Source organism: Nonomuraea mesophila, from assembly GCF_004352805.1.
Lineage (GTDB): Bacteria > Actinomycetota > Actinomycetes > Streptosporangiales > Streptosporangiaceae > Nonomuraea > Nonomuraea longispora.
Map to the genome: position 1 here is coordinate 1 of NZ_SMLD01000166.1, position 20,206 is coordinate 20,206.

The 20,206-nt window shown below is 71.0% G+C and carries 17 protein-coding genes, 1 other RNA gene and 1 pseudogene; 11 read left to right on the top strand and 8 right to left on the bottom strand.

Annotated elements, in window-relative coordinates; genetic code table 11:
* Both E1295_RS49360 and E1295_RS38925 read left to right on the top strand, forming a co-directional pair.
* Positions 1-646 (top strand): annotated as a pseudogene (locus E1295_RS49360) (hypothetical protein); the annotation flags it as partial.
* Between the two features lie 78 nt (positions 647-724).
* Positions 725-2,971, top strand: coding sequence for a SulP family inorganic anion transporter (locus E1295_RS38925; protein ID WP_132638764.1), 2,247 nt, complete (start codon positions 725-727; stop codon positions 2,969-2,971).
* A gap of 165 nt (positions 2,972-3,136) precedes the next feature.
* Here E1295_RS38925 and E1295_RS38930 read toward each other — a convergent pair whose 3' ends face one another.
* Positions 3,137-3,727: a Pr6Pr family membrane protein gene (locus E1295_RS38930; RefSeq protein WP_132638766.1), complete on the bottom strand. Its 591-nt coding sequence runs from the start codon at positions 3,725-3,727 to the stop codon at positions 3,137-3,139.
* 55 nt (positions 3,728-3,782) lie between these two features.
* Positions 3,783-4,358, bottom strand: a complete 576-nt coding sequence (locus E1295_RS38935; RefSeq protein ID WP_132638768.1) for a CGNR zinc finger domain-containing protein — start codon at positions 4,356-4,358, stop codon at positions 3,783-3,785.
* A 104-nt stretch (positions 4,359-4,462) separates the two neighbouring features.
* Between E1295_RS38935 and E1295_RS38940 the strand changes: the two genes are divergently transcribed.
* Both E1295_RS38940 and E1295_RS38945 read left to right on the top strand, forming a co-directional pair.
* Positions 4,463-5,635 (top strand): epoxide hydrolase family protein, encoded by a 1,173-nt coding sequence (locus E1295_RS38940; protein WP_132638770.1) that lies wholly within the window; start codon positions 4,463-4,465, stop codon positions 5,633-5,635.
* Between the two features lie 119 nt (positions 5,636-5,754).
* Positions 5,755-6,228 (top strand): nuclear transport factor 2 family protein, encoded by a 474-nt coding sequence (locus E1295_RS38945; RefSeq protein WP_132638772.1) that lies wholly within the window; start codon positions 5,755-5,757, stop codon positions 6,226-6,228.
* Positions 6,229-6,258: 30 nt separating this feature from the next.
* Here E1295_RS38945 and rnpB read toward each other — a convergent pair.
* The 4 genes from rnpB to E1295_RS38965 form a co-directional block, all read right to left on the bottom strand.
* An RNA gene (gene rnpB / locus E1295_RS38950) (RNase P RNA component class A) lies at positions 6,259-6,645 on the bottom strand.
* A 164-nt stretch (positions 6,646-6,809) separates the two neighbouring features.
* The gene (locus tag E1295_RS38955) at positions 6,810-8,138 is read right to left on the bottom strand and encodes a bifunctional RNase H/acid phosphatase (protein WP_132638774.1); all 1,329 of its coding nucleotides are present in this window, start codon (positions 8,136-8,138) and stop codon (positions 6,810-6,812) included.
* Positions 8,135-8,875 (bottom strand): zinc ribbon domain-containing protein, encoded by a 741-nt coding sequence (locus E1295_RS38960; RefSeq protein ID WP_132638776.1) that lies wholly within the window; start codon positions 8,873-8,875, stop codon positions 8,135-8,137. The genes E1295_RS38955 and E1295_RS38960 overlap by 4 nt, the downstream gene beginning before the upstream one ends.
* A 2-nt stretch (positions 8,876-8,877) precedes the next feature.
* Positions 8,878-9,678, bottom strand: coding sequence for a Nif3-like dinuclear metal center hexameric protein (locus tag E1295_RS38965; RefSeq protein WP_132638778.1), 801 nt, complete (start codon positions 9,676-9,678; stop codon positions 8,878-8,880).
* Positions 9,679-9,810: 132 nt separating this feature from the next.
* On the opposite strand from E1295_RS38965, the gene E1295_RS38970 reads away from it, so the two are divergent.
* From E1295_RS38970 to E1295_RS39000, 7 genes are all read left to right on the top strand, one after another.
* Positions 9,811-11,268, top strand: a complete 1,458-nt coding sequence (locus E1295_RS38970) for a flavin-containing monooxygenase (protein WP_132638781.1) — start codon at positions 9,811-9,813, stop codon at positions 11,266-11,268.
* Between the two features lie 177 nt (positions 11,269-11,445).
* Positions 11,446-12,474 carry a dipeptidase gene (locus tag E1295_RS38975; protein WP_132638783.1) on the top strand — a complete coding sequence of 343 codons (1,029 nt, stop codon included), beginning with the start codon at positions 11,446-11,448 and terminating at the stop codon, positions 12,472-12,474.
* The gene (locus E1295_RS38980; protein WP_132638785.1) at positions 12,471-13,532 is read left to right on the top strand and encodes a M20 family metallopeptidase; all 1,062 of its coding nucleotides are present in this window, start codon (positions 12,471-12,473) and stop codon (positions 13,530-13,532) included. Before E1295_RS38975 ends, E1295_RS38980 begins: the two co-directional genes overlap by 4 nt.
* Positions 13,533-13,640: 108 nt before the next feature.
* The gene (locus tag E1295_RS38985) at positions 13,641-14,417 is read left to right on the top strand and encodes a GNAT family N-acetyltransferase (RefSeq protein WP_132638787.1); all 777 of its coding nucleotides are present in this window, start codon (positions 13,641-13,643) and stop codon (positions 14,415-14,417) included.
* Between the two features lie 34 nt (positions 14,418-14,451).
* On the top strand, positions 14,452-15,885 hold the full coding sequence (locus E1295_RS38990) for an Nramp family divalent metal transporter (protein ID WP_132638789.1): 1,434 nt from the start codon (positions 14,452-14,454) through the stop codon (positions 15,883-15,885).
* 51 nt (positions 15,886-15,936) lie between these two features.
* Positions 15,937-16,896, top strand: a complete 960-nt coding sequence (locus E1295_RS38995; RefSeq protein WP_132638791.1) for a helix-turn-helix transcriptional regulator — start codon at positions 15,937-15,939, stop codon at positions 16,894-16,896.
* Positions 16,897-16,930: 34 nt separating this feature from the next.
* Complete coding sequence (locus E1295_RS39000) at positions 16,931-18,049, top strand: C45 family autoproteolytic acyltransferase/hydrolase (RefSeq protein ID WP_132638793.1); 1,119 nt, start codon at positions 16,931-16,933, stop codon at positions 18,047-18,049.
* Here E1295_RS39000 and E1295_RS39005 read toward each other — a convergent pair.
* Positions 18,010-19,518: an AMP-binding protein gene (locus tag E1295_RS39005; protein WP_132638795.1), complete on the bottom strand. Its 1,509-nt coding sequence runs from the start codon at positions 19,516-19,518 to the stop codon at positions 18,010-18,012. The genes E1295_RS39000 and E1295_RS39005 overlap by 40 nt on opposite strands.
* Positions 19,518-20,206, bottom strand: a 689-nt coding sequence (locus tag E1295_RS39010) for an acyl-CoA dehydrogenase family protein (RefSeq protein ID WP_132638797.1), incomplete at its 5' end; no start/stop codon positions are given. The genes E1295_RS39010 and E1295_RS39005, both read right to left, overlap by 1 nt.

Below are 20,206 nucleotides of genomic sequence, written 5' to 3' on the forward strand. Positions count from 1 at the left end.
GCGTCAGTTGTGTATAAGAGACAGGCCCACCCCCATCCAGGGGGCGCCGACGAGCGACCCGTTCCCCGCCTACGACGGCGTGCCCGACCCGCTCGACACCACCTGGACCAACCCGCCCGCGACCGGCGCCTCGTCAGGCTCTTCTTCCGGTTCGTGGCCGGCGTCCACGCCCGACGTGCTCGACGCCTCCTCCCCGGCGACCTCGTTCGGGGCGGTGGGGTCGTGGCCGGCCTTCGACCAGCCCGCCGAGCGCTCCTCCTACCCCAGCTCCTACGAAGTGAGCGCGGGCTGGGCGGTCGCCGACGACTCCGACCCCCTCACCAGTCCCTCCCCTGCCACGGGCACCCCGACTGCGCCCGGCAGGACGGTCCCGGCCTACGACGACGTGCTGGCGGCGCCGACGCCGACACCCGCCCCGGCGCCGCAGCCGTCCTCGTTCGCCTACGAGACGGGCGACATCACCACGGCACCGGCCACCGGAGCGTGGCCCGAGCCGCCGGCGGGCGGCGTCGCCGCCTCCGACACCACGTGGCAGGCGTTCGGCGGCGACGCGCAGGCGCGGCCCCAGGCGGCCTCGGGCAACGGCCGCGGCAGCCACCGCAGGAAGAGCCCGGAGCAGGACTACCCGCACGACTACTACCGGTGACCGAAGGCGCTCATTAATGGGTAAAACCCATGTGAGGCACACCTAAAGCGGGGTCGACGGACCCATAGGGTTTGCTCCATGACCCGCGACACGCACCGTATCCGGCTGAGCACGCTCCGGCATGATGTGCCGGCGTCGCTCGTGGTCTTTCTCGTCGCGGTGCCCCTTTCGCTGGGCATCGCGATGGCCTCAGGGGCTCCCCTGATCTCCGGGCTGATCGCCGCCGTGGTGGGCGGTATCGTCGGAGGCACGCTGGGCGGCTCGTCCGTCCAGGTGAGCGGCCCCGCCGCAGGGCTGTCACTGGTGGTCGTCGAACTCGTGCACACGTACGGGTGGCGGGCCACCTGCATGATCACCCTGCTGGCGGGGGCCGTACAGCTCGTGCTCGGCATCTTCAAGGCGGCCAGGGCCGCGCTGGCGGTGTCACCGGCCGTCATCCACGGCATGCTGGCGGCGGTCGGAGTGATCATCGCGCTCGCCCAGCTCCACGTGGTGCTGGGCGGCACGTCACAGAGCTCGGCCGTCGCCAACCTCATCGAGCTGCCCGGCCAGATCGCCGACCTGCACGGGCACAAGGTGGCGGTCGGCCTGCTCACCATCACGGTGCTGGCGTTGTGGACACGCCTGCCGGGGCCGGTCAAGTCCGTTCCCGCGCCGCTGGCCGCGCTGCTCGCGGCGGCATGCACCGCCTGGGCCTTCGGCTGGGACGTCACCCGCGTGGACCTGTCCGAGAGCGTCGGCGAGTGGGCGTTCCCCGTGCTGCCGCAGGGCGACTGGCATCTGGTCGTGGCGTCCGTGCTGCTGGTGGCGCTGCTGGCCGGCTGTGAGTCGCTGCTGTGCTCCGTGGCGGCCGACAAGATGCACGGCGGCAAGCGTGCCGACCTCGACCAGGAGCTGACCGGCCAGGGCGTGGCCAACATGGTCACGGGCGCGCTGGGCGGCCTGCCGGTGGCCGGGGTGATCGTGCGCAGCACCACCAACGTACGGGCCGGGGCGCGTACGCGCTGCTCGACGATCCTGCACGGGGTGTGGGTGCTGATCTTCGCTCTCGGGTTCGGCTGGTCCATCAAGCTGATCCCGCTGGAGGCGCTGGCGGCGCTGCTGGTGTTCATCGGCGTGCAGATGGTGAACCTCGGTCACATCAAGAAGGTGCACGGCCACGGTGAAGTGCCGGTCTACCTCGTGACCATGGCCGCGGTCATCCTGCTCGGCCTGGCCGAAGGAGTGCTGGCGGGGCTCGCGCTGGCCGCGCTGCTCGCGCTGCGCCGGCTGACGGGGGTCACGGTGCTCAAGCGCGAGGACGGCACGGGACGGCTGCACGTGACGATCTCGGGCTCGCTGACGTTCCTCGGCGTGCCCAGGCTGACGCACGAGCTGCGGACCATCCCCGCGGGCACGGACGTCGGACTCGACCTGAACATCGACTTCATGGACAACGGCGCCTTCGAGGCCATCCACTCCTGGCGGCTCGACCACGAGCGCATGGGCGGCTCGGTCCACATCGACGAGCTGCACGACGAGTGGTACGCGCTGGCGGCCAGCGGCGCCCGGATGTTCCCCGCCAAGTCGCCGCCGAAGGCGCCCGACCGCTGGTGGCTGCCCTGGGCCCACCGGAGCCGGCCCAGGCTGCCCTCCATCCCGCCCGACCACTCCCCCGAACCGATGGAGTGCCGGCTCACGGAGGGCGCGCGCGAGTTCCACCAGCGTACGGCGCCGCTGGTGCGGCCCATCTTCACCGAGCTGGCCCGCAAGCAGCAGCCGTCGCACCTGTTCATCACGTGCGCCGACTCGAGGATCGTGCCCTCGCTGATCACGGCGAGCGGCCCCGGCGACCTGTTCACCGTGCGCAACATCGGCAACCTGGTGCCGCGCAGGGGCTCGGAGCCGCACGACGACTCGATGGTGGCGGCGATCGAGTACGCCACGCAGGTGCTGGGGGTGCACACCATCACGGTGTGCGGGCATTCGGGCTGCGGGGCGATGGCGGGGCTGCTGAGCGGCGGCGTACAGGCGGGCAGCCTGCCCGGGCTGCGCAGATGGCTGCGGCACGGCAACCACAGCCTGGCCACGTTCATCGAAAGAGAGGGAGACCGGCTGCACGGCGGGGCACTGGACGTGTTGTGCCGGGTCAACGTGCAGCAGCAGCTGGAGAACCTGCGCACGTACCGGAAGGTCGACGAGCAGGTGCGGGCCGGGAAGCTGGAGCTCGTGGGGCTCTTCTTCGACATCGGCTCGGCACGGGTGCACATGGTGCCGCCGCTGCGGCCCACGCCGCCGGCCTCAATGCGTAATGCTGCACAGACCGGCGCGGTGAGCCGGGGTTAGGGTCGCGGTGCCCGCGAGGCTCTCCAGGGGCCCACGGCGCGCTTCGCGGCGCCGGTCCTGTCTCCCAGGGGCCGGAGGGGCGGAGGCCGGTGTCTCCGCCCCTCGTTCGTGTCCGGACTGCGGGCTCAGGGGCCGGCGGGCCTCGTTCGGGTCCGGACTGCGGGCTCAGGGGTCGGCGGGTTCGGCCGTGAGCCGGTGGATGCCGAGCAGGGCGTAGCCGAGCACGACGAAGGCGGCCAGCGCTGCGAGCGACGCCGATGCGACGGCCGGCCAGCCCAGTCGGTCCACGTTCAGGAAAGGGTAGACGTAGCGGCGAGGCAGATCGGGGCCGGCGATGAACACGAAGGCGCCGTACAGGAGCGGGTAGCCCAGCCAGGCGAACGGCGCCGCCCATCGGACACGGCGCGAGCGGTCGAAAGCGGCCCAGTCGGCCAGCGCCATGGCAGGCATCACGTAGTGCAGCAGGAAGTTGCCCAGCCCGCGCATCCCGCCGCCGTCCAGCAGCGCCAGCGGGTTCGCCAGGTCCCGCGAGACGTAGTTGACCAGGCAGGTGACCAGCAGATACAGCGTCACCGCGCCTTTGACGCCGGCCGCGGCGGGGTTCCTGCGGCCGTGGAGCAGCCGCCCGCCGTAGTAGAGCGCGAGCATGACGTTGCTCTGCACCGTGAAGTACGCCCACGGGCGGCCGATCGACATCGCCAGGCACACCAGACCCGTGACGGTCGCCGTGACCAGCAGGATCCGCCACGCCGTCATCCGGCTCTCCGTAACCAGCGCGGGTGGACGGCCGGCCCGTGGCCGAGGGCGTGGGTCACTCCGCCGATCCAGGGGTTTTGCGCCGGTTGGCGGTGAAGCGCGCCTTCTTCTGGCGGTTTCCGCACGTGTTCATGTCACACCATTTGCGGGTGCGGCTCTGGCTGGTGTCGAAGAAGGCGGCTCGGCAGGTCGGCGATGCGCACAGGGCCAGCCTTCCGTCTCGTTCGCCCGCGATGATGCTGATCGCGTCGGCGGCGATCACGCCGAGGGCGTCTTCCACGCAGGAAGCCGAGCCGAGCTGCCATCGCCGCTTGCCCTCGGGCGTCAGGACGGCCGCCGCCCGGCCCTGAGCACTGCGGTCGTTGATGACGCGGAGAGCCGAGGCAGGGAGCGGGTCCTGGATCGCGGCCGCTGTCGCGGTGGCGTGGATCGACTCCCTCAGCTCGCGCGCGAGGTCGAGCTGGGCCGTGGTGCAGGAGTCCACGGCGAGACCGTTGACGACCAGCCAGTCGACGAGCCGGTGCGGCGTGGGAATGCGCTCCACAGCGTTGCCACGACGCTCCGACAGAGTCCCCGTGAAGCTCATCGCCAGCACATTACCCAGGCGGAACTCGGGGAACCCAGCGCGCATGGAACCACCTTAGCAGGTTGCACCCCAGCATGAGGGCATGTTAGAACCGTCTTAGCCGGTTCGCATTTGGATCGCTGCCGGTTCCGCGATGACCAGGAGGTCTCATGCCCCGCCCGACCAGCGACGTGCAAGCGTTCCAAGCCCACGCGACCGACGCCGACCTCGACGATCTGCGCGCACGACTGGCCGCGGCGCGGCTGCCGGAAGCCGAGACGGTCCATGGCGCCGCGCCCGGCCCTCCCCGATGGGACCAGGGCGTTCCCCTCGCCGACCTTGTCGATGTCGTGGACTACTGGCGCACGGGATACGACTGGCGCTCGTTCGAGGAGCGCCTTGACCGTATCGGCCAGTACCGCACGACCATTGATGATCTGGGCATCCACTTCCTGCACCGCCGATCCACGCGCGCGGACGCCACGCCTCTGATCATGACGCACGGCTGGCCGGGCAGCATCGCCGAGTTCGTCGACGTGGTGGACGAACTGGCCGATCCGAAGGACGCGGACGCGCCGGCGTTCCACGTCGTGGCTCCGTCGCTGCCGGGCTTCGGTTACAGCGACAAGCCGGCCACCACCGGGTGGGGGACCGAAAAGATCGCGGCCGCATGGGTGGAACTGATGGACAGGCTCGGCTACGGCACATTCGTCGCCCAGGGCGGCGACTGGGGAGGGAACATCACCACGGTTCTCGGGGGCAGGTTCCCGGCGCACGTGCTCGGCATCCACACGACGTTCGCCGAGGCGCCGCCCGGGTTGACGACGGACGGGCTGACGGCGGTCGAGCGCAGGTGGACCGAGGAGACCCGCGACTTCTGGAGCCACCGCGCGGCGTACGCGAAGCAGCAGGCGACCCGGCCGCAGACCATCGGCTACTCGCTCGTCGACTCACCGGCGGGGCTTCTCGCCTGGATCCTCGACAAGTTCGCCGAGTGGACGGATACGGAGGACAGCCCGTTCGAGACGATTTCCAGAGACAGGATTCTCGACAACGTCACCCTGTATTGGCTGACGCGGACCGGCGCATCGTCCGCGCGCATCTACTACGAGAGCCACAATTCGCTCGATCCCGAACTTCGGGTCGACGTCCCGTCAGCGATCAGCATGTATCCGCGCGACATCGAGAAGTGCCCGCGCCCCTGGGCGCAGGAGCGGTACCGGCAGATCGTCCGATGGAGGTCACCCGAAGCCGGCGGGCACTTCCCGTCGCTGGAGGTCCCCGAATATTTCGTCAAGGACGTGCGGGAGGGCCTCGCGGCGGTGCTGGCCGCTCATCGGTGACCGCGGCCGATCCGGCACGGAGCCGTCGCCGTTCACGACGGCAGGGGCGCCGAGGGTTCCCACGGTGAGGAGTCCGATCACCGCCAGCACGTTTCTTCCGTACCCTGGACGCTGAAGTCATGAGTACCGAGAACCACACTGAGGGCGTTCACCGGGCGGACCGGACCCAGGACGCCTGGGCGGTGATGGAGAGGATCTATCGCGCCGAGACCGCGTACATCGCCGCGGGCGGATTGGGAAAGGCCGACTACGGCGAGGTCGCCGCATACCTGGACCCCGAGGTCGTCCTGTATCAGGCACCCGGCCTGCCGTTCACGGGAACCGGTTCGTGGCGGGGACCTGACGGGCTGGAACAGTTCCTTGCCACCTTCAGCCGGACGTGGACGTCCATGGAGTTCCTGGAACAGGAACACTGGGGCGACGAGGACAGTGTGGTGGTGCGCAGCAGGGTGCGGTTCCGCGCCCGTGCGACCGGCCAGGCGGTCGACACGGAGATCATGCAACTCGTCCGGGTGCGGAACGGGCGCATGCTCGAATGCCGGCCGTTCTACTGGGACCCCGCCGCCATCGCCGCCGCAACCTCGCCCCCGTAGAGGCTTTGGGCCCTGGTGAGCAGGCGGTGAGTGACGAGCCGGCCTGTAGGCCGGGTTCTGTCCTTCATACGAAGGGGCGGCCATCCATCTAGGACCGCCGTTGCCGGCGGCCTCAAGCGGTCTACCCGCGCGGCTCGGGCGGGCAGCCCTCGAACGTCGCGCGCGGACGCTCCGGAGAGCGCCCTTCTTGACCTTGCTCCGGGTGGGGTTTACCGAGCCGCCCACGTCACCGTGGGCGCTGGTGGTCTCTTACACCACCCTTTCACCCTTACCTCCCGTTCGACGGGGAGGCGGTCTGCTTTCTGTGGCACTTTCCCGCGGGTCGCCCCGGGTCGGCGTTACCGACCACCCTGCCCTGTGGAGCCCGGACCTTCCTCGGCGGGCCCGCTGGCCCGACGCGGCCGCCCGGCCGGCTCGTCCGAACGAGGTTACCAAAATTCCGGCGTTCCCGGCCCGGCGGGGAGATCGACCCGGTGGGCTGAGGCCGGTCGCCGTCCGGGCGGCAGTGACGGGCCGGTCGACGTCCGAGCGGCGGTGACGCGCCGTGCCGGGTGTTCTGGCGGCACCCGGCACGGCGCCCCTCAGCGCAGGTGTGATATGTCGTTGAACGACTTCACCACGGCCGGCCCGTCCGCGTAATAGTCGATGAGCGACAGGCAGGCCACGTCGAGATGCATCCGGTAGAGGGCTTCCAGCGGAGCCATGAGGGCGACTCTCAGGAGCATCTTGATGGGCGTCACGTGCGAGACCGCGAGCACGGTCTTGCCTTCGTACCGTTCGATCAGGCGTTCACCGGCCGCCTGCACGCGGCGGGCGGCGGTGGCGAAGCTCTCGCCGCCGGGCGGGGCGACCTCGGGGTCGGCGAGCCAGGCGGCCAGTTCGGCCGGCCATCGCCGCTGGACCTCCGTGAACGTGTGCCCCTCCCACTCGCCGAAGTCGGCTTCCCTGAGGTCCTCCTCCACCTCGACCGCGCGGCCGGTGCGCTGGGCGACCACCTCGGCGGTCTGTCTGGCGCGCTTGAGCGGGGAGGTGACGATCACGTCCAGCCGGTACGGGTCGCGCGACAGCCGATCGGCCGCCGCCGACGCCTGGGCCAGGCCGTGCGGGGTGAGCTCGGCGTCGCCGCGGCCCGAGAACCTGCGCTCCAGGGACAGCTCGGTCTCGCCGTGCCTGAGGAGGAGCAGCGAGGTCGCCACCTTGGTGGGCGCGACCCAGCCGGCGTTCTTGCCGAGCCGCTGGGCGGTGGCGATGGAGGCGGTTGGGGCTGACATTTCGGAAATGTCGCCCCCATCCAGAAGGTCCGTCTGCCCCGCCACCGACCGCGCCGCCCCCCGGCCCCGCATGTCCACCGCACGCGGTCCCGTGCCGCCGTCTGCCGCACGCGGTCCTGCACCGCCGTTTTCCGTGTGCGGTGCTGCGCTGCCGTTCTCCCAGGTGTCAGGGGACGGTATGTCCGCGTCCGGGGCGGAGGTGTCGCCCGCCTTCCAGGGCAGGCCTTGGGCGGCGGCGTCCATGGCCTCGTTGGCCAGGCGGTCGGCGTGCTTGTTGCGTTCGCGGGGGATCCAGGTCCACTCCGTCACCCGCAGCCGCCGCGCCAGCGACCCCGCCTCCAGGGCCAGCGGGCGCAGCCCCTCGTTCTTGATCTTCCAGCGGCCGGCCATCTGCTCGACGACCAGCTTCGAGTCCATGCGTACGGCCACCGAGGCCCCGTCGCCGGCCACGTCGAGCACCGCCGTGAGCCCCGCGATCAGCCCTCGGTATTCGGCGACGTTGTTGGTGGTGACGCCGATCGCCTCGGCCGCCTCCGCCAGCACCTGGCCGTCGGAGGCGTCCTTGACGACGGCGCCGTAGCCCGCGGGTCCGGGGTTGCCGCGCGAGCCGCCGTCGGCCTCGACGATGTAGGAGGTCACAGGCCCGACTCTGGTGTGCGGACGAGGATGCGGCGGCACTCGTCGCAGCGGAGCACCTCGTCGTGCGGGGCGGCCTTGATGCTGTTCATCTCGGCGATGGACAGCGCCACCTTGCATCCCTGGCATCGGCCGCCGCGCAGCATGGCGGCGCCCACGCCGTACTGGGCTCTCAGCTTCTCGTAGAGGGCGAGCAGGTCGGCGGGAAGCTCACCGGCGAGGGCGGTGCGGCGGCCCTGCACCTCGGCCGCCTCCTTGTCGATCTCGGTGAACGAGGCGTCGCGGCGGCCCTCGGCGGCGGAGAGTTCGGCACCGGCCTGGTCGCGCTGCCGCACCAGGTCGGTGACCTTGGTGTCGGCGGCCTCCTTGCGTTCCATGATCTCCAGCACGATCTCCTCCAGGTCGCCCTGGCGCTTCTGCAGCGAGGCGATCTCGGACTGGAGGCCGGCCAGGTCGCGCGGGGAGGAGACGGCGCCGGAGTCGAGGCGCTTCCGGTCGCGTTCGGCCCGCGTGCGCACGGCGTCGACGTCGGCCTCGGCCTTGGTCTGCTCGCGGGTCAGGTCGCTCGCCTCGGTCTCGGCCTCGATCACCTGGGTCGAGAGCCGGGCGTAGGACTTGGAACGCTCGTCGATCTCGGCGAGCTCCGGCAGGGTGCGGCGGCGGTGTGCCAGCCGGTCGATCACGGAGTCGAGCTCAGCCAGGTCGAGCAGGCGCTTCTGGGCCTCAGGGGCTGCTTTCATGATCAATATCCTCTTGTCCAAGCATCGGTGACCGTGGCGGAGACACGCGTTTCCACGTTAACGCCACTCGCGTGCAGGATGGACGCCGCGCTGTCGAGCCAGGGCCACTCGGTGGCCCAGTGCGCGGCGTCGATGAGCGCGGGCCCGCCCGCCTCCATGAACTCGCTGGCCGGATGGTGGCGCAGATCGGCCGTCAGGAAGACGTCGACGCCCGCGGCCCTGGCCGCGCCGAGGAGCGAGTCGCCCGCTCCCCCGCTGACCGCCACGCGCGTGACGCGGCGCGACGGGTCGCCCGCCACCCGGATCCCCCACGACGTGCGCGGCAGCCCCTCGGCCGCCCGCTCCGCGAACTCCTCCAGCGTCGTCTCCCCCGCCGTCTCACCGATGCGGCCCAGCCCGCGCCACGGGTCGTCGGGGAACGGCTGGAGCGGCACCAGGTCGCCGGTGAGCCCCACGGCCCTGGCCAGCGCGTCGGACACGCCGGGGTTGGCGACGTCGGCGTTGGTGTGGGCGGTGTAGAGGGCGACGTCGTCCTTGATGAGGGTGTGGATCAGGCGGCCCTTCGGCGTGGTCGTGGCCACGCTCGTGGTGCCGCGCAAGTAGAGCGGGTGGTGGGTGACGATCAAGTCGGCCTGCCACTCCAGGGCCTCCTCGGCCACGGCGGCGACGGGATCGACGGCGAGCAGCACCCGCCGCACAGGCTGGTCGGGATCACCGCTGACCAGCCCCACCGCATCCCACGATTCGGCTCGGGCGGGCGGGTAGGCCGCCTCGAGCACCTCGATCACGTTCGTCAACGTCACAGCAGCCACCTGGGCAGACTACCGGTGAACCCGGGGGGTGGCCGCGCACGTGCCGGGCGCGCGTGACAAGGGCTGTTGCGGGAACGCGAGCCCGGCGTACTGTAAGTGGATCCTGACCTCGCGGAGGACGGCATGGCACCCAGCGTCGCGATCATTGGGGCGGGCTTCGGCGGACTGTGCATGGCGATCCAGCTTCAACGGGCCGGCATCCGGTCCTACACGGTCTTCGAGAGGGCCGGCGCTCTGGGCGGCACCTGGCGGGACAACAGCTATCCGGGGGCGGGCTGCGACATCCCTTCGCACCTGTACTCGTACTCGTTCGAGAAGTACGCGAGCTGGACCCGCCGCTACCCCGAACAACCCGAAATCCTCGCCTATTTAGAACATTGCGCCGATAAATACGACGTCAGGCGAAGAATCCGCCCCAACACCGAGGTCCGCCGAGCCGCCTTCGACGGCGCACGCTGGCAGGTCACCACGGCCCCTGCGGGAGGCGGCGAGGAGCACACCGAGGCGTTCGACGTGGTGGTCATGAGCGTGGGCCAGCTCAACCGCCCCCGCCTCCCCGACATTCCCGGCATGGCGGATTTCGAGGGCGTCTCCTTCCACTCCGCCCGATGGAACCACGACCACGATCTCGCCGGCAGGCGGGTCGCCGTCATCGGGAACGGCTCGTCGGCCGCCCAGCTCATCTCGCGCGTCGCCGAGCAGGCCGAGCACCTCGACGTCTACCAGCGCACGCCCAACTGGGTGATCCCCAAGCCGGACGCCACGTTCGGCCGACCGGTCCGGCTGGCCTTCCGCCTGGTGCCGGGCCTGCAGCGGGCCTACCGGGAGTGGATCTACCGCTACGCCGAGACCACCCTCTACCCGGCACTCGCCCAGGGCTGGAGCGCCGACCTGCTCAGGAAGCGCGCGCTGCGGCACCTGCGCGACCAGGTGCCCGACCCGGCGCTGCGGGCCGCGTTGACGCCCTCCTATCCGCCCGGCTGCAAGCGGGTGATCATCGACAGCTCCTTCTACCCGGCGCTGACCAGGCCGAACGTCGACGTCGTGACCGACAGGATCGTCCGCGTCACGCCGAAGGGAGTCGAGACCACCGGGGGCCTGCGCGAGGCCGACACCATCGTCTATGCCACCGGCTTCCTGAGCACCGAGTTCCTCGCCCCGATGGAGATCGTCGGGCGCGACGGACTCACGCTGGCAGAGCAGTGGAAGGACGGCGCCGAAGCCTATTTAGGCATCTCCGTGCCCCGTTTCCCGAACATGTTCCTCCTGTACGGCCCCAACACCAACCTCGGGCACAACTCCATCGTCTTCATGCTCGAATGCCAGGTCGACCACATCATGGCCTGCCTGCCGCACCTGTCGCTGAACGGCCCGATCGAGGTGCGGCCCGAGGCGATGGCCGCCTGGCGCCGGCGGCTCGACGCGGCGATGGAGCGGATGGTGTGGGGCGGCGGCTGCCAGAGCTGGTACAAAACCGCCGAAGGCCGCGTCACGAACAACTGGCCCGGCCCCACGACCCTCTACCGCAGACTGACGGCCAGGCCGCCGATCCCCGCCTACCGGCCCGCCGGGTCGTCCTGAGCCCACGCGCTGCGACGGCGCGCTCCCCCATGCGGGCGGCCGGGGGCGCGCTCCCAGGCGGGCGGATCGGGCGCGCTCCCCCATCCGGGCGTCCTGATGGTGACGTACGAACGATGAGCCCGCCGTTCGGGCGCTGGCACATTGGAGCGGCCCTGCTCGCACGATAACGTCCGGAACATGACGTCTCCCCTGCACCAGCGTGCTGTCGTGGCCGACACTCACAACGACCTGCTCATGGCCGTCACGGCCCGCCCGCCAGGGCAGTGGGCGGCCTTCTTCCGCGAGCGGTGGCTGCCGCAACTGGTCGAGGGCGGCGTCAACCTGCAGATCCTGCCGGTGTTCATCGAGGACGACTACCGTCCTGAGGGCGCGCTGCGACATACGCTGCGGATGATCGAGTGCGCGCACGTGCTGGCCGAGGGCAACCCGGAGCATGTACGGCTCTGCCGTGACGCGGCCGAGATCGACCGGGCGCTCGACGACGGCACCATCGCCCTCGTGCTCGCACTGGAGAGCATGCCCGGCCTCGACGCCGACGTCGAGCTGATCTCGACCGTGCACCGCCTGGGTGTGCGGGTGGCCTCGATCGCGCACTTCGGCCGCACGCCGCTGGCCGACGGCAGCGGCGAGGACGCCACCGGCAGCGGGCTGACCTCCCACGGCGTCGCCGCCCTGCGGGAGATGGAGCGGCTCGGCATGGTCTTCGACGTCTCCCACCTGGGGGCCTCCGGCGTGGCGCACGTACTGGAGCTGGCCACGAAACCCCTGCTGGCCACCCACTCCTCGGCCCGCGCCCTGCGCGACCACCACCGCAACCTCACCGACGACCAGCTCCGCGGCGTGGCCGCCACCGGCGGCGTCATCTGCGTCAACTTCTTCGCGCCCTTCCTGGCCGAACGCCCGGAGGACATGACGCTCGACCGCCTGCTCGACCACATCGAGCACATCACGGAGGTGGCCGGGGTCGACCACGTCGGCCTCGGCCCCGACTTCGTCCATGAGGTGATGTCCGACCTGACGCGGCCGTGCTGCGAGGGCCTCAACTACCGCGGCGTCGACCCGAAGGCCGCGATCCCCGGCCTGACGGGGCCGTCGGGGCTGCCCATGGTCACCGAGGGCCTGCTCGCCCGCGGCCTGCCGGAGAAGGACGTCATGAAGATCATCGGCGGTAACGTGCACCGTTTCCTCGGGGAGCTGCTGGCATGATCGAGGACCTCGAGGAACTCGTCCTGTGCGAGTCGTTCTCCAGCGACCTGGCCGCGGTCGCCCGCAGCGCGGAGGTCGTGGCCGCGATGGGAACCCGTCATCTCGGCGCCGAGCCGGAGTTCCTGGTGCTCGACGGCGTCACGCACCTGCGCTGGACGTTCGGCACCCCCAAGGTGCTGCTGCTCGGCCACCACGACACCGTCTGGCCGACCGGCTCGCTCGCCACCCACCCCTGGTCGGTGGTGGACGGCGTGGCGCGCGGGCCGGGGGTGTTCGACATGAAGGCGGGGCTGGTGCAGACGTTCCACGCCCTCGCGGGTCTGGACTCGCTCGACGGCGTCACGCTGCTGGTCACCGGTGACGAGGAGGTCGGCTCGCTGACCTCGTCCCGGTTGATCGAGGACACCGCGCGCGGCCTGGCCGCCACCTTCGTCATGGAGGCGAGCGCGGACGGCGGGGCGCTGAAGACGGCGCGCAAGGGCACCTCGCTCTACACCGTCCACGTGCACGGCAGGGCGGCGCACGCCGGGCTGGAGCCCGAGAAGGGGGCGAACGCGGGCATCGAGCTGGCCCACCAGATCCTCGCCATCGCCGGCCTGGGCGCGGGCGCGACCACGGTCACGCCCACGGTGTTGTCGGGCGGCACGTCGCTCAACACCGTCCCGGCCGAGGCGTCCGTCGGGGTGGACGTGCGGGTGGCCGAGGTCGACGAGCAGGAGCGGGTCGACGCCGCCGTCCGGGCGCTCCGGCCGGTGCTGCCCGGCACCCGCCTGGAGATCCTCGGCGGTCCCAACCGGCCGCCGCTCGAAAGCACGATGTCGGCCTCGCTCTACGCGCTGGCCCAGAAGCTGGCGGCGGATCTCGGGGTGGGCCCGCTGACCTCGGCGTCGGTGGGCGGCGCCTCCGACGGCAACTTCACGGCGGGGGCAGGCTGTCCCACGCTCGACGGGCTCGGCGCGGTGGGCGGCGGGGCGCACGCCGACCACGAGCACGTCGTCGTCGCCGAGATGCCCCGGCGGGCCGCGCTGTTGCGGGCGCTCATCGAGGCGGTCCGCTGAGACACGGGGAGCCCCGGCTCGCCGCCGCGCCGGGGCGTCGTGGCTGAATAGGAGGTGACGGGACATAGCAGACACGACGGACACGGCGAGGCGACGGCGAGGACCGGCATGGAGATCAGGGAGTTGCGCGAGATCGCGGAGTTCGAGCAGGTCTACGAGCTCTTCGACGGCATCTGGCACCCGGAGCCGCGCAACGTGTCCGCGACCGTGGAGCTGATGGCCGGCTTCGCGCACACGGGCAACTACGTGGCCGGGGCGTTCGAGGGCGACCGGCTGGTCGGCGCCTCCGTGGGGTTCCGCGGAGCGGGGCGGTCGCTGCACTCGCACGTGACCGGGGCGGCCGTGACGGGCCGGGGCATCGGGTACGCGCTCAAGACCCACCAGCGGGAATGGTGCGGAAAGAACGGCCTCGACACCATCACCTGGACGTTCGATCCGCTCGTACGGCGTAATGCGCATTTCAATCTGGTGAAGCTGGGCGCGCGGATCGAACGTTATTTGCTAAATTTTTACGGCGAAATGGCCGACGCCATCAACGAAGGGGACGCCTCCGACCGCGTCCTGGCCGTCTGGCCCGTCCGCGAGGCCGCCGGCGGCTCCCCCGAGCCCGGCGTCGCGACCTGCCCCGTCCTGCTGAAGTCAGGCGAGGACGGCGGGCCGGTCGTCGGAACGTCCGAGGCGGACGTGGTTCTGGTGGGCACGCCACCCGACGTCGAGCGGCTGCGGCGGGAGGACCCGGCGGCGGCGCGGGCCTGGCGGGCGGCCATGCGCGAAGTACTCGGAGGGCTGCTGGACGCCGGCGGGCATGTCGTCACATTGACGAATCATGGAGAGTACGTGGTGACGGGACATCGGCTATTCCACGGGGGTTTCGCCGCTCTGTAATGTGGCGGGTAAGTACGCCGAAAAGGAGATCCGCATGGCGGAGTTCACCCCCACCGTTCCTGCGCGAGTCCTACCCCCTGTCACCGTCCGCGACCTGCCCGAACCCCCTCGAGCGACCTGGCGCTTCATCGGCCCGGGCCTGGTCGGCGCGGGAGTGGGGCTGGCATCGGGCGAGTTCATCCTCTGGCCGTACATCGCCTCCCAGGTCGGGCTCGTCTTCATCTGGGGAGCGGCCATCGGGATCATCACGCAGTGGTTCCTGAACATGGAGATCGAGCGCTACACGCTGGCCACCGGCGAGACCGCGCTGACCGGTTTCAGCCGGATGTGGAAACACTGGGGCCTGGTCTTCGTGCTGATGACGCTCGCCTCCAACCTCTGGCCGGGCTGGGTGACCACGTCCGCGACCATGGTGACCTACCTGACCGGAGCGGGCGAGGGCGCCGTACGCTGGATCGCCATCGGGCTGTTGCTGCTGATCGCCTTCGGGCTGACGCTGGCTCCGGTGATCTACATCGCGCTCGAACGGGTGATCTTCGCCAAGGTCGCCCTGGTGGTGATCCTGATCGTGGTCGCGATCATCGTCGCGATCACCGCCGACAGCTGGGTGCAGCTGGGCAAGGGCCTGACCGTCGGCGCCCAGTTCCCCGTGCCACCGCTCGACTTCGCCGTCCTGATGGGCGCCATCGCCTACGCCGGCGCGGGCGGCGGCCAGAACCTGTGCCAGAGCAACTGGATCCGCGACAAGGGCTTCGGCATGGGCCTGTACGTGCCCCGCCTGGTCAGCCCGGTCACCGGGCAGGAGGAGGCGGCGGCGTCGACGGGCTTCCAGTTCGCGCCCACCAAGGAGAACCTCGCGCGGTGGCGGGCGTGGTGGCGCTTCGCCAACCTGGAGCAGGCGTGGACGTTCGGCCTGGTGACGTTCGTGACGATCGCGCTCATGTCGATGCTGGCCTACTCCACCGTGTTCGGCCGGTCGGGCCTGGAGAACAGCATCGAGTTCCTGCGCGTCGAGGGGCAGGTGCTGCAGGAGACCGTGGGCACCTGGTTCGGCGTGCTGTTCTGGGTGATCGGGGCGCTGGCCCTGTTCGCGGCGGCCATGGGCATCGTCGACTACACCTCGCGGCTGGCGGCAGACACGATCAAGACCGTCTACCTGAGCAAGTCGTCCGCGTCCGAGAACAAGATCTACTTCGTCACCGTCTGGGCGATCGCGCTGATCGGCATCGGCATCCTGCTGCTGGGCTTCGACCAGCCGCTCATCCTGCTGGTGTTCTCGGCCTGCTTCGCCGCCGTGATGATGTTCGTCTACTCGATCCTGCTGATCGTGCTCAACCGGCGCTCGCTGCCCGACGCCATCAAGGTGCGCTCCTACCGGCTGGGTGCGCTGATCTGGTCGGTCGCCTTCTTCGGGACGCTGACCGTGCTGGTCGTCATCCAGCAGGCTCAGACGCTGTTCGGCGGCTGACGAGAACTGTCGCGGAAGCGGGCCTTCCGCGACAGCCGTCACACTGGTCGCATGCTGGAAACCTCGGCCCGCCTGCTCAGGCTGCTGTCCCTGCTCCAAGCCCACAGGGAGTGGTCGGGCCCCGAGCTGTCCGCCCGGCTCGGGGTCTCGACCAGGACGATCCGCAACGACGTCGAACGGCTGCGCACGCTCGGCTACCCGGTACACGCCACGCCGGGGGTGGCGGGCGGCTACCGCCTGGGCGCCGGGGCCGCGCTGCCCCCGCTGCTGCTCGACGACGAGGAGGCCGTGGCGGTCGCGGTGGGGCTCGGCAGGGCGGCGGGCGGCGGCGTCGAGGGCATCGAGGAGAGCTCGGTGCGCGCCCTGGCCAAGCTGGAGCAGGTGCTGCCGTCCCGGCTGCGCCGCCGGGTCGGCGCCCTCAACGCCTACACCGTGCAGATCCCCGGCCCCGCGCAGACCATGGTCTCCCCCGAGGTGCTCACCACGATCGCGAACGCCGCCCGCGACCACGAGCGGCTGCGCTTCGACTACACCGGGCACGACGGCTCCTCCAGCGCGCGTGACGTGGAACCGCACCGCCTGGTCCACCGTCGGGGCCGCTGGTATCTCGTGGCCTACGACGTCGAGCGGGAGGACTGGCGTACGTTCCGGGCCGACCGGATGCGCCCGCGCACGCCCGGCGGGCCCCGGTTCACCCCGCGCGAGCCGCCGGAGGACGGCGACGTGGCGGCGTACGTCGAGAAGGGCGTCAACACGGCCATGTGGCGGTTCCGCGCGACGGTGCTGCTGCATGCCCCCGTCGAGCAGATCCGGGGCATGCGGCTGGGGCTGGAGGTCGAGCCGGTCGACGACGCCACGTGCAGGATCGAGTTGCGGGGTGACGACCCGCACAAGATGGCGGTGTGGGTCGGATTCCTCGGGGTCGACTTCGAGGTACTGGACCCGCCCGAACTGGCCGAGCACGTGCTGCGGCTGTCCGAGCGCTACCGGCGGGCCGTCAGCGGGCGGTAAGGCATCGGTCAGCGGGTACGGCGAGGCTGCCGTCATGAAGAACTTGACGCAGGTCGCGGGCGGCACCCTCGACTTCCAGCTCGTCCGCCACCTCACTCTCACCGGCAGCCAGTTCAAGATCGGCCAAGCACTGACCGAGGAGGCCCGCAGGCTCGGCTGGTCCCCCATGCCGGCCACGCCCGAGGTCAACCGGGCCCGCAGGGTCTGGTTCGAGCGGCACTGGCCGCAGCACGACGCCCGCATGGACGGCGCGGCGGCGGCCCTCGGGCTCGACCCCGACCAGGACGAGCTGGCCCTCGACTGCCTCAGCGTGATGCCCGGGGGCTCCGGCTGCTCGGCCCTGTGGGTGCCGCCGCAGGGATCCACCGACGGCCACGGCCGGGTCGGCCGCAACTACGACTTCTTCCGCCTGACCACCAGCGAGATCATGGGCTCGGCGCCGACGCCCGGCGAGCTGCCCATGGCCTCGCGCCCCTATGTGATCACCACGATTCCCGACGAGGGACTGTCGTCGGCCGTCATCACCATGACGGATCTCGACGGCTGCATGGACGGCATCAACTCGGCCGGGCTCGCGGTCATGCTGCTGATCGCCGACTTCGAGACCGCCGAGCCGCCGGAGCACACCTCGCCGCAGGTCGGCGTGGGCAGCGTGCAGCTGCCCAGGTTCCTGCTCGACACCTGCGAGAACGCCGACCAGGCCAAGCAGGCGCTGCTGCTGGCCAAGCAGTACGACTACGGCACCCCCCTGCACTACCTGGTGGCCGACGCGCACGGGCAGGCGTTCGTGTGGGAGCGCGGCAAGGACGGCAGCGAGCACATCATCGAGTTCGGCGACGGGCCGCTGTGCGTCACCAACCACCTGCTGCACCGCAACCCCGACCCGATGAACCTGCCCGCCGACAACGAGTCAAGTTTCGGCACGTACGAACGGCTGCGCACGTTGTACGAGCGCAGCAAGGGCGTCACCCAGTCACCGCAGGATCTGCGCGACAACCTGCGGGCGGTCCGGCCGGCCGAGGATCCGGCCGAGCCGTTCCGCACGTTGTGGAGCACCGTCTTCGACACCGCGGACCGGACGATGTCGACCACCTTCTACCTGGGCGACGGGCGTTATTCGGAGGAGCTGGTGTTCCCGGCCGCGGCGAGGTAGGCCGCGCGCACCTTCGACCGCGACAGCTTGCCCGTGGGGGTGCGCGGCAGCTCGGAGCGGTATTCGATCACCCGCGGATGCTTGAACCTGGCGATGCGCGGCCCGCAGTGCGCCAGCAGCTCGGCGGTGAGCCCGGTGCCCGGCGTGGCCCCGGCGGCCGGCTGGACGAGGGCCACCACCGTGTGGCCCCACTCCTCGTCGGGCACCCCGATGACGGCCACGTCGGCCACCGCCGGATGGTCGAGCAGCGCGGCCTCGATCTCGGCGGGGTAGATGTTCACCCCGCCCGAGACGATCAGATCGGTACGCCGGTCGCACAGGAACAGGTAGCCGTCGTCGTCCATGAACCCGATGTCGCCCGGCGCGTACCAGTCCCCCAGCATGCTCGCGGCCGTCTTCCCCGGGTCCTTGCGGTACTCGAACGAGCCCATGGAGGACTTGAGGTGGATCAGGCCCGGCTCGCCCGGCGGCAGCTCCCCGCCCTTGTCGTCGAAGATCCTGGCTTCGAACCCGGGCGCGGGCCTGCCCACGGTGCCGGGCCTGGCCAGCCAGTCGTGCGGCTTGACGGAGAACGCGATCGTCGACTCGGTGGAACCGTAGTACTCGTAGAGCACCGGCCCCCACCAGTCCATGATCTGCTGCTTGACCGTGACGGGGCAGGCGGCGGCGGTGTGCACGACCTGGCGCAGGCTCGACAGGTCGTAGCGGCGCCTGGCCTCCTCGGGCAGGCGCAGCATGCGATGGAACATGGTCGGCACCATCATCGCGTTGGAGACGCGGTGCCGCTCGATGAGCTGCAGGATGACCTCGGGGTCGAACTTGGGCGCGATCACCACGGTGTGCCCGAGGTGCAGCGCGAACTGCGTGTGCGCGCACGGCGCGGAGTGGTACATCGGCGAGGTGACCAGATGGGTCTCCGCTCCGGGAGCGAGGTCGACGACCTCGCCGAGGAACCACACGTACAGCGGCACGACGTCCTCGGGCGCGGCGCCGGGCAGCGGCCGCTGCACGCCCTTGGGGACGCCGGTGGTGCCGGACGTGTACCACATCACCGCCCCGGCGGTCCGTTCCGCGGGCGCGTGGGCGGGCTGCCCTTCGGCCAGCCCGGCCGTGCCGATCTCCCCGCCGGGCACCGCGTGGCCGGCACCGGTGACGACCACCCTGGCGTCGCAGTCGGCCAGGATGTACGCCACCTCGGACTCCGTCAGATGCCAGTTGATCGGCACGTAGTAGAGCCCGATCTGCCAGGTGGCCATGACCATGACGACCTGGTCGATCCCGTTGGGCAGCACGCCCGCGACCACGTCGCCGGTGCGCAGGCCGCGCGCTCGCAGCCCGTGGGAGACCTGGTTGACCAGGGCGAGCAGCTCGCCGTACGACGTTCGGGTGCCGTCGGCGTCGATCAGCGCCGGGCGGCCGGGTTCGGCGGCGGCGATGGCGTAGAAGCCGGGCAGCGCGCTGACGTCCATCACAACTCCAGCAGGGCGGCGAGGCGGGCACGGTGGACGCGCGGCGGCCCCATCAGCACTTCGTCCGCCTTGGCCCGCTTGTAGAACAGGTGGGCGTCGTGCTCCCAGGTGTAGCCGATGCCGCCGTGCAGCAGCAGGTGGTCGCGGGCCACCTCGAAGCAGGCGCGGCCGACGTACGCCTGGGCCAGGGCGGCGGCCTCCGGCAGGTCGTCCGGCGACTCGTCGGCGGCCCACGCGGCGTAGCGCACGATGGACTCGGCCTGTTCGAGCTTGGCGTGCATGTCGGCGAGCTTGTGCTTGACCCCCTGGTAGGAGCCGATGTAGCGGCCGAAGGCGACGCGGACCTTGGCGTAGGCGACGATGGCGTCGAGCGCGGCCCGCATCACGCCCAGCTGCTCGGCGGCCAGCGCCACGCACAGCAGGTCGCCGATGTCCGGGGGCGGCCCGAGCACCCGCGCCGTCGCTCCGTCCAGTTCCATGCGGGCCTGGCCGCGCGTGGGGTCGAGCGTCTCCAGCGCCGTCCTGGTCACACCCGGCCCCGTCAGGTCGACGGCTACGAGGACCGAGCCGTCGCCGTTGCGCGCGGGGGCCACCAGCACGCCGGCCTCCATGCCGCTGAGCACCTGCGCCAGCGTGCCGCGCACCGCCGATCCGTCACAGGTGAGGCCCTCCGGCCCGGCGGGTGGGC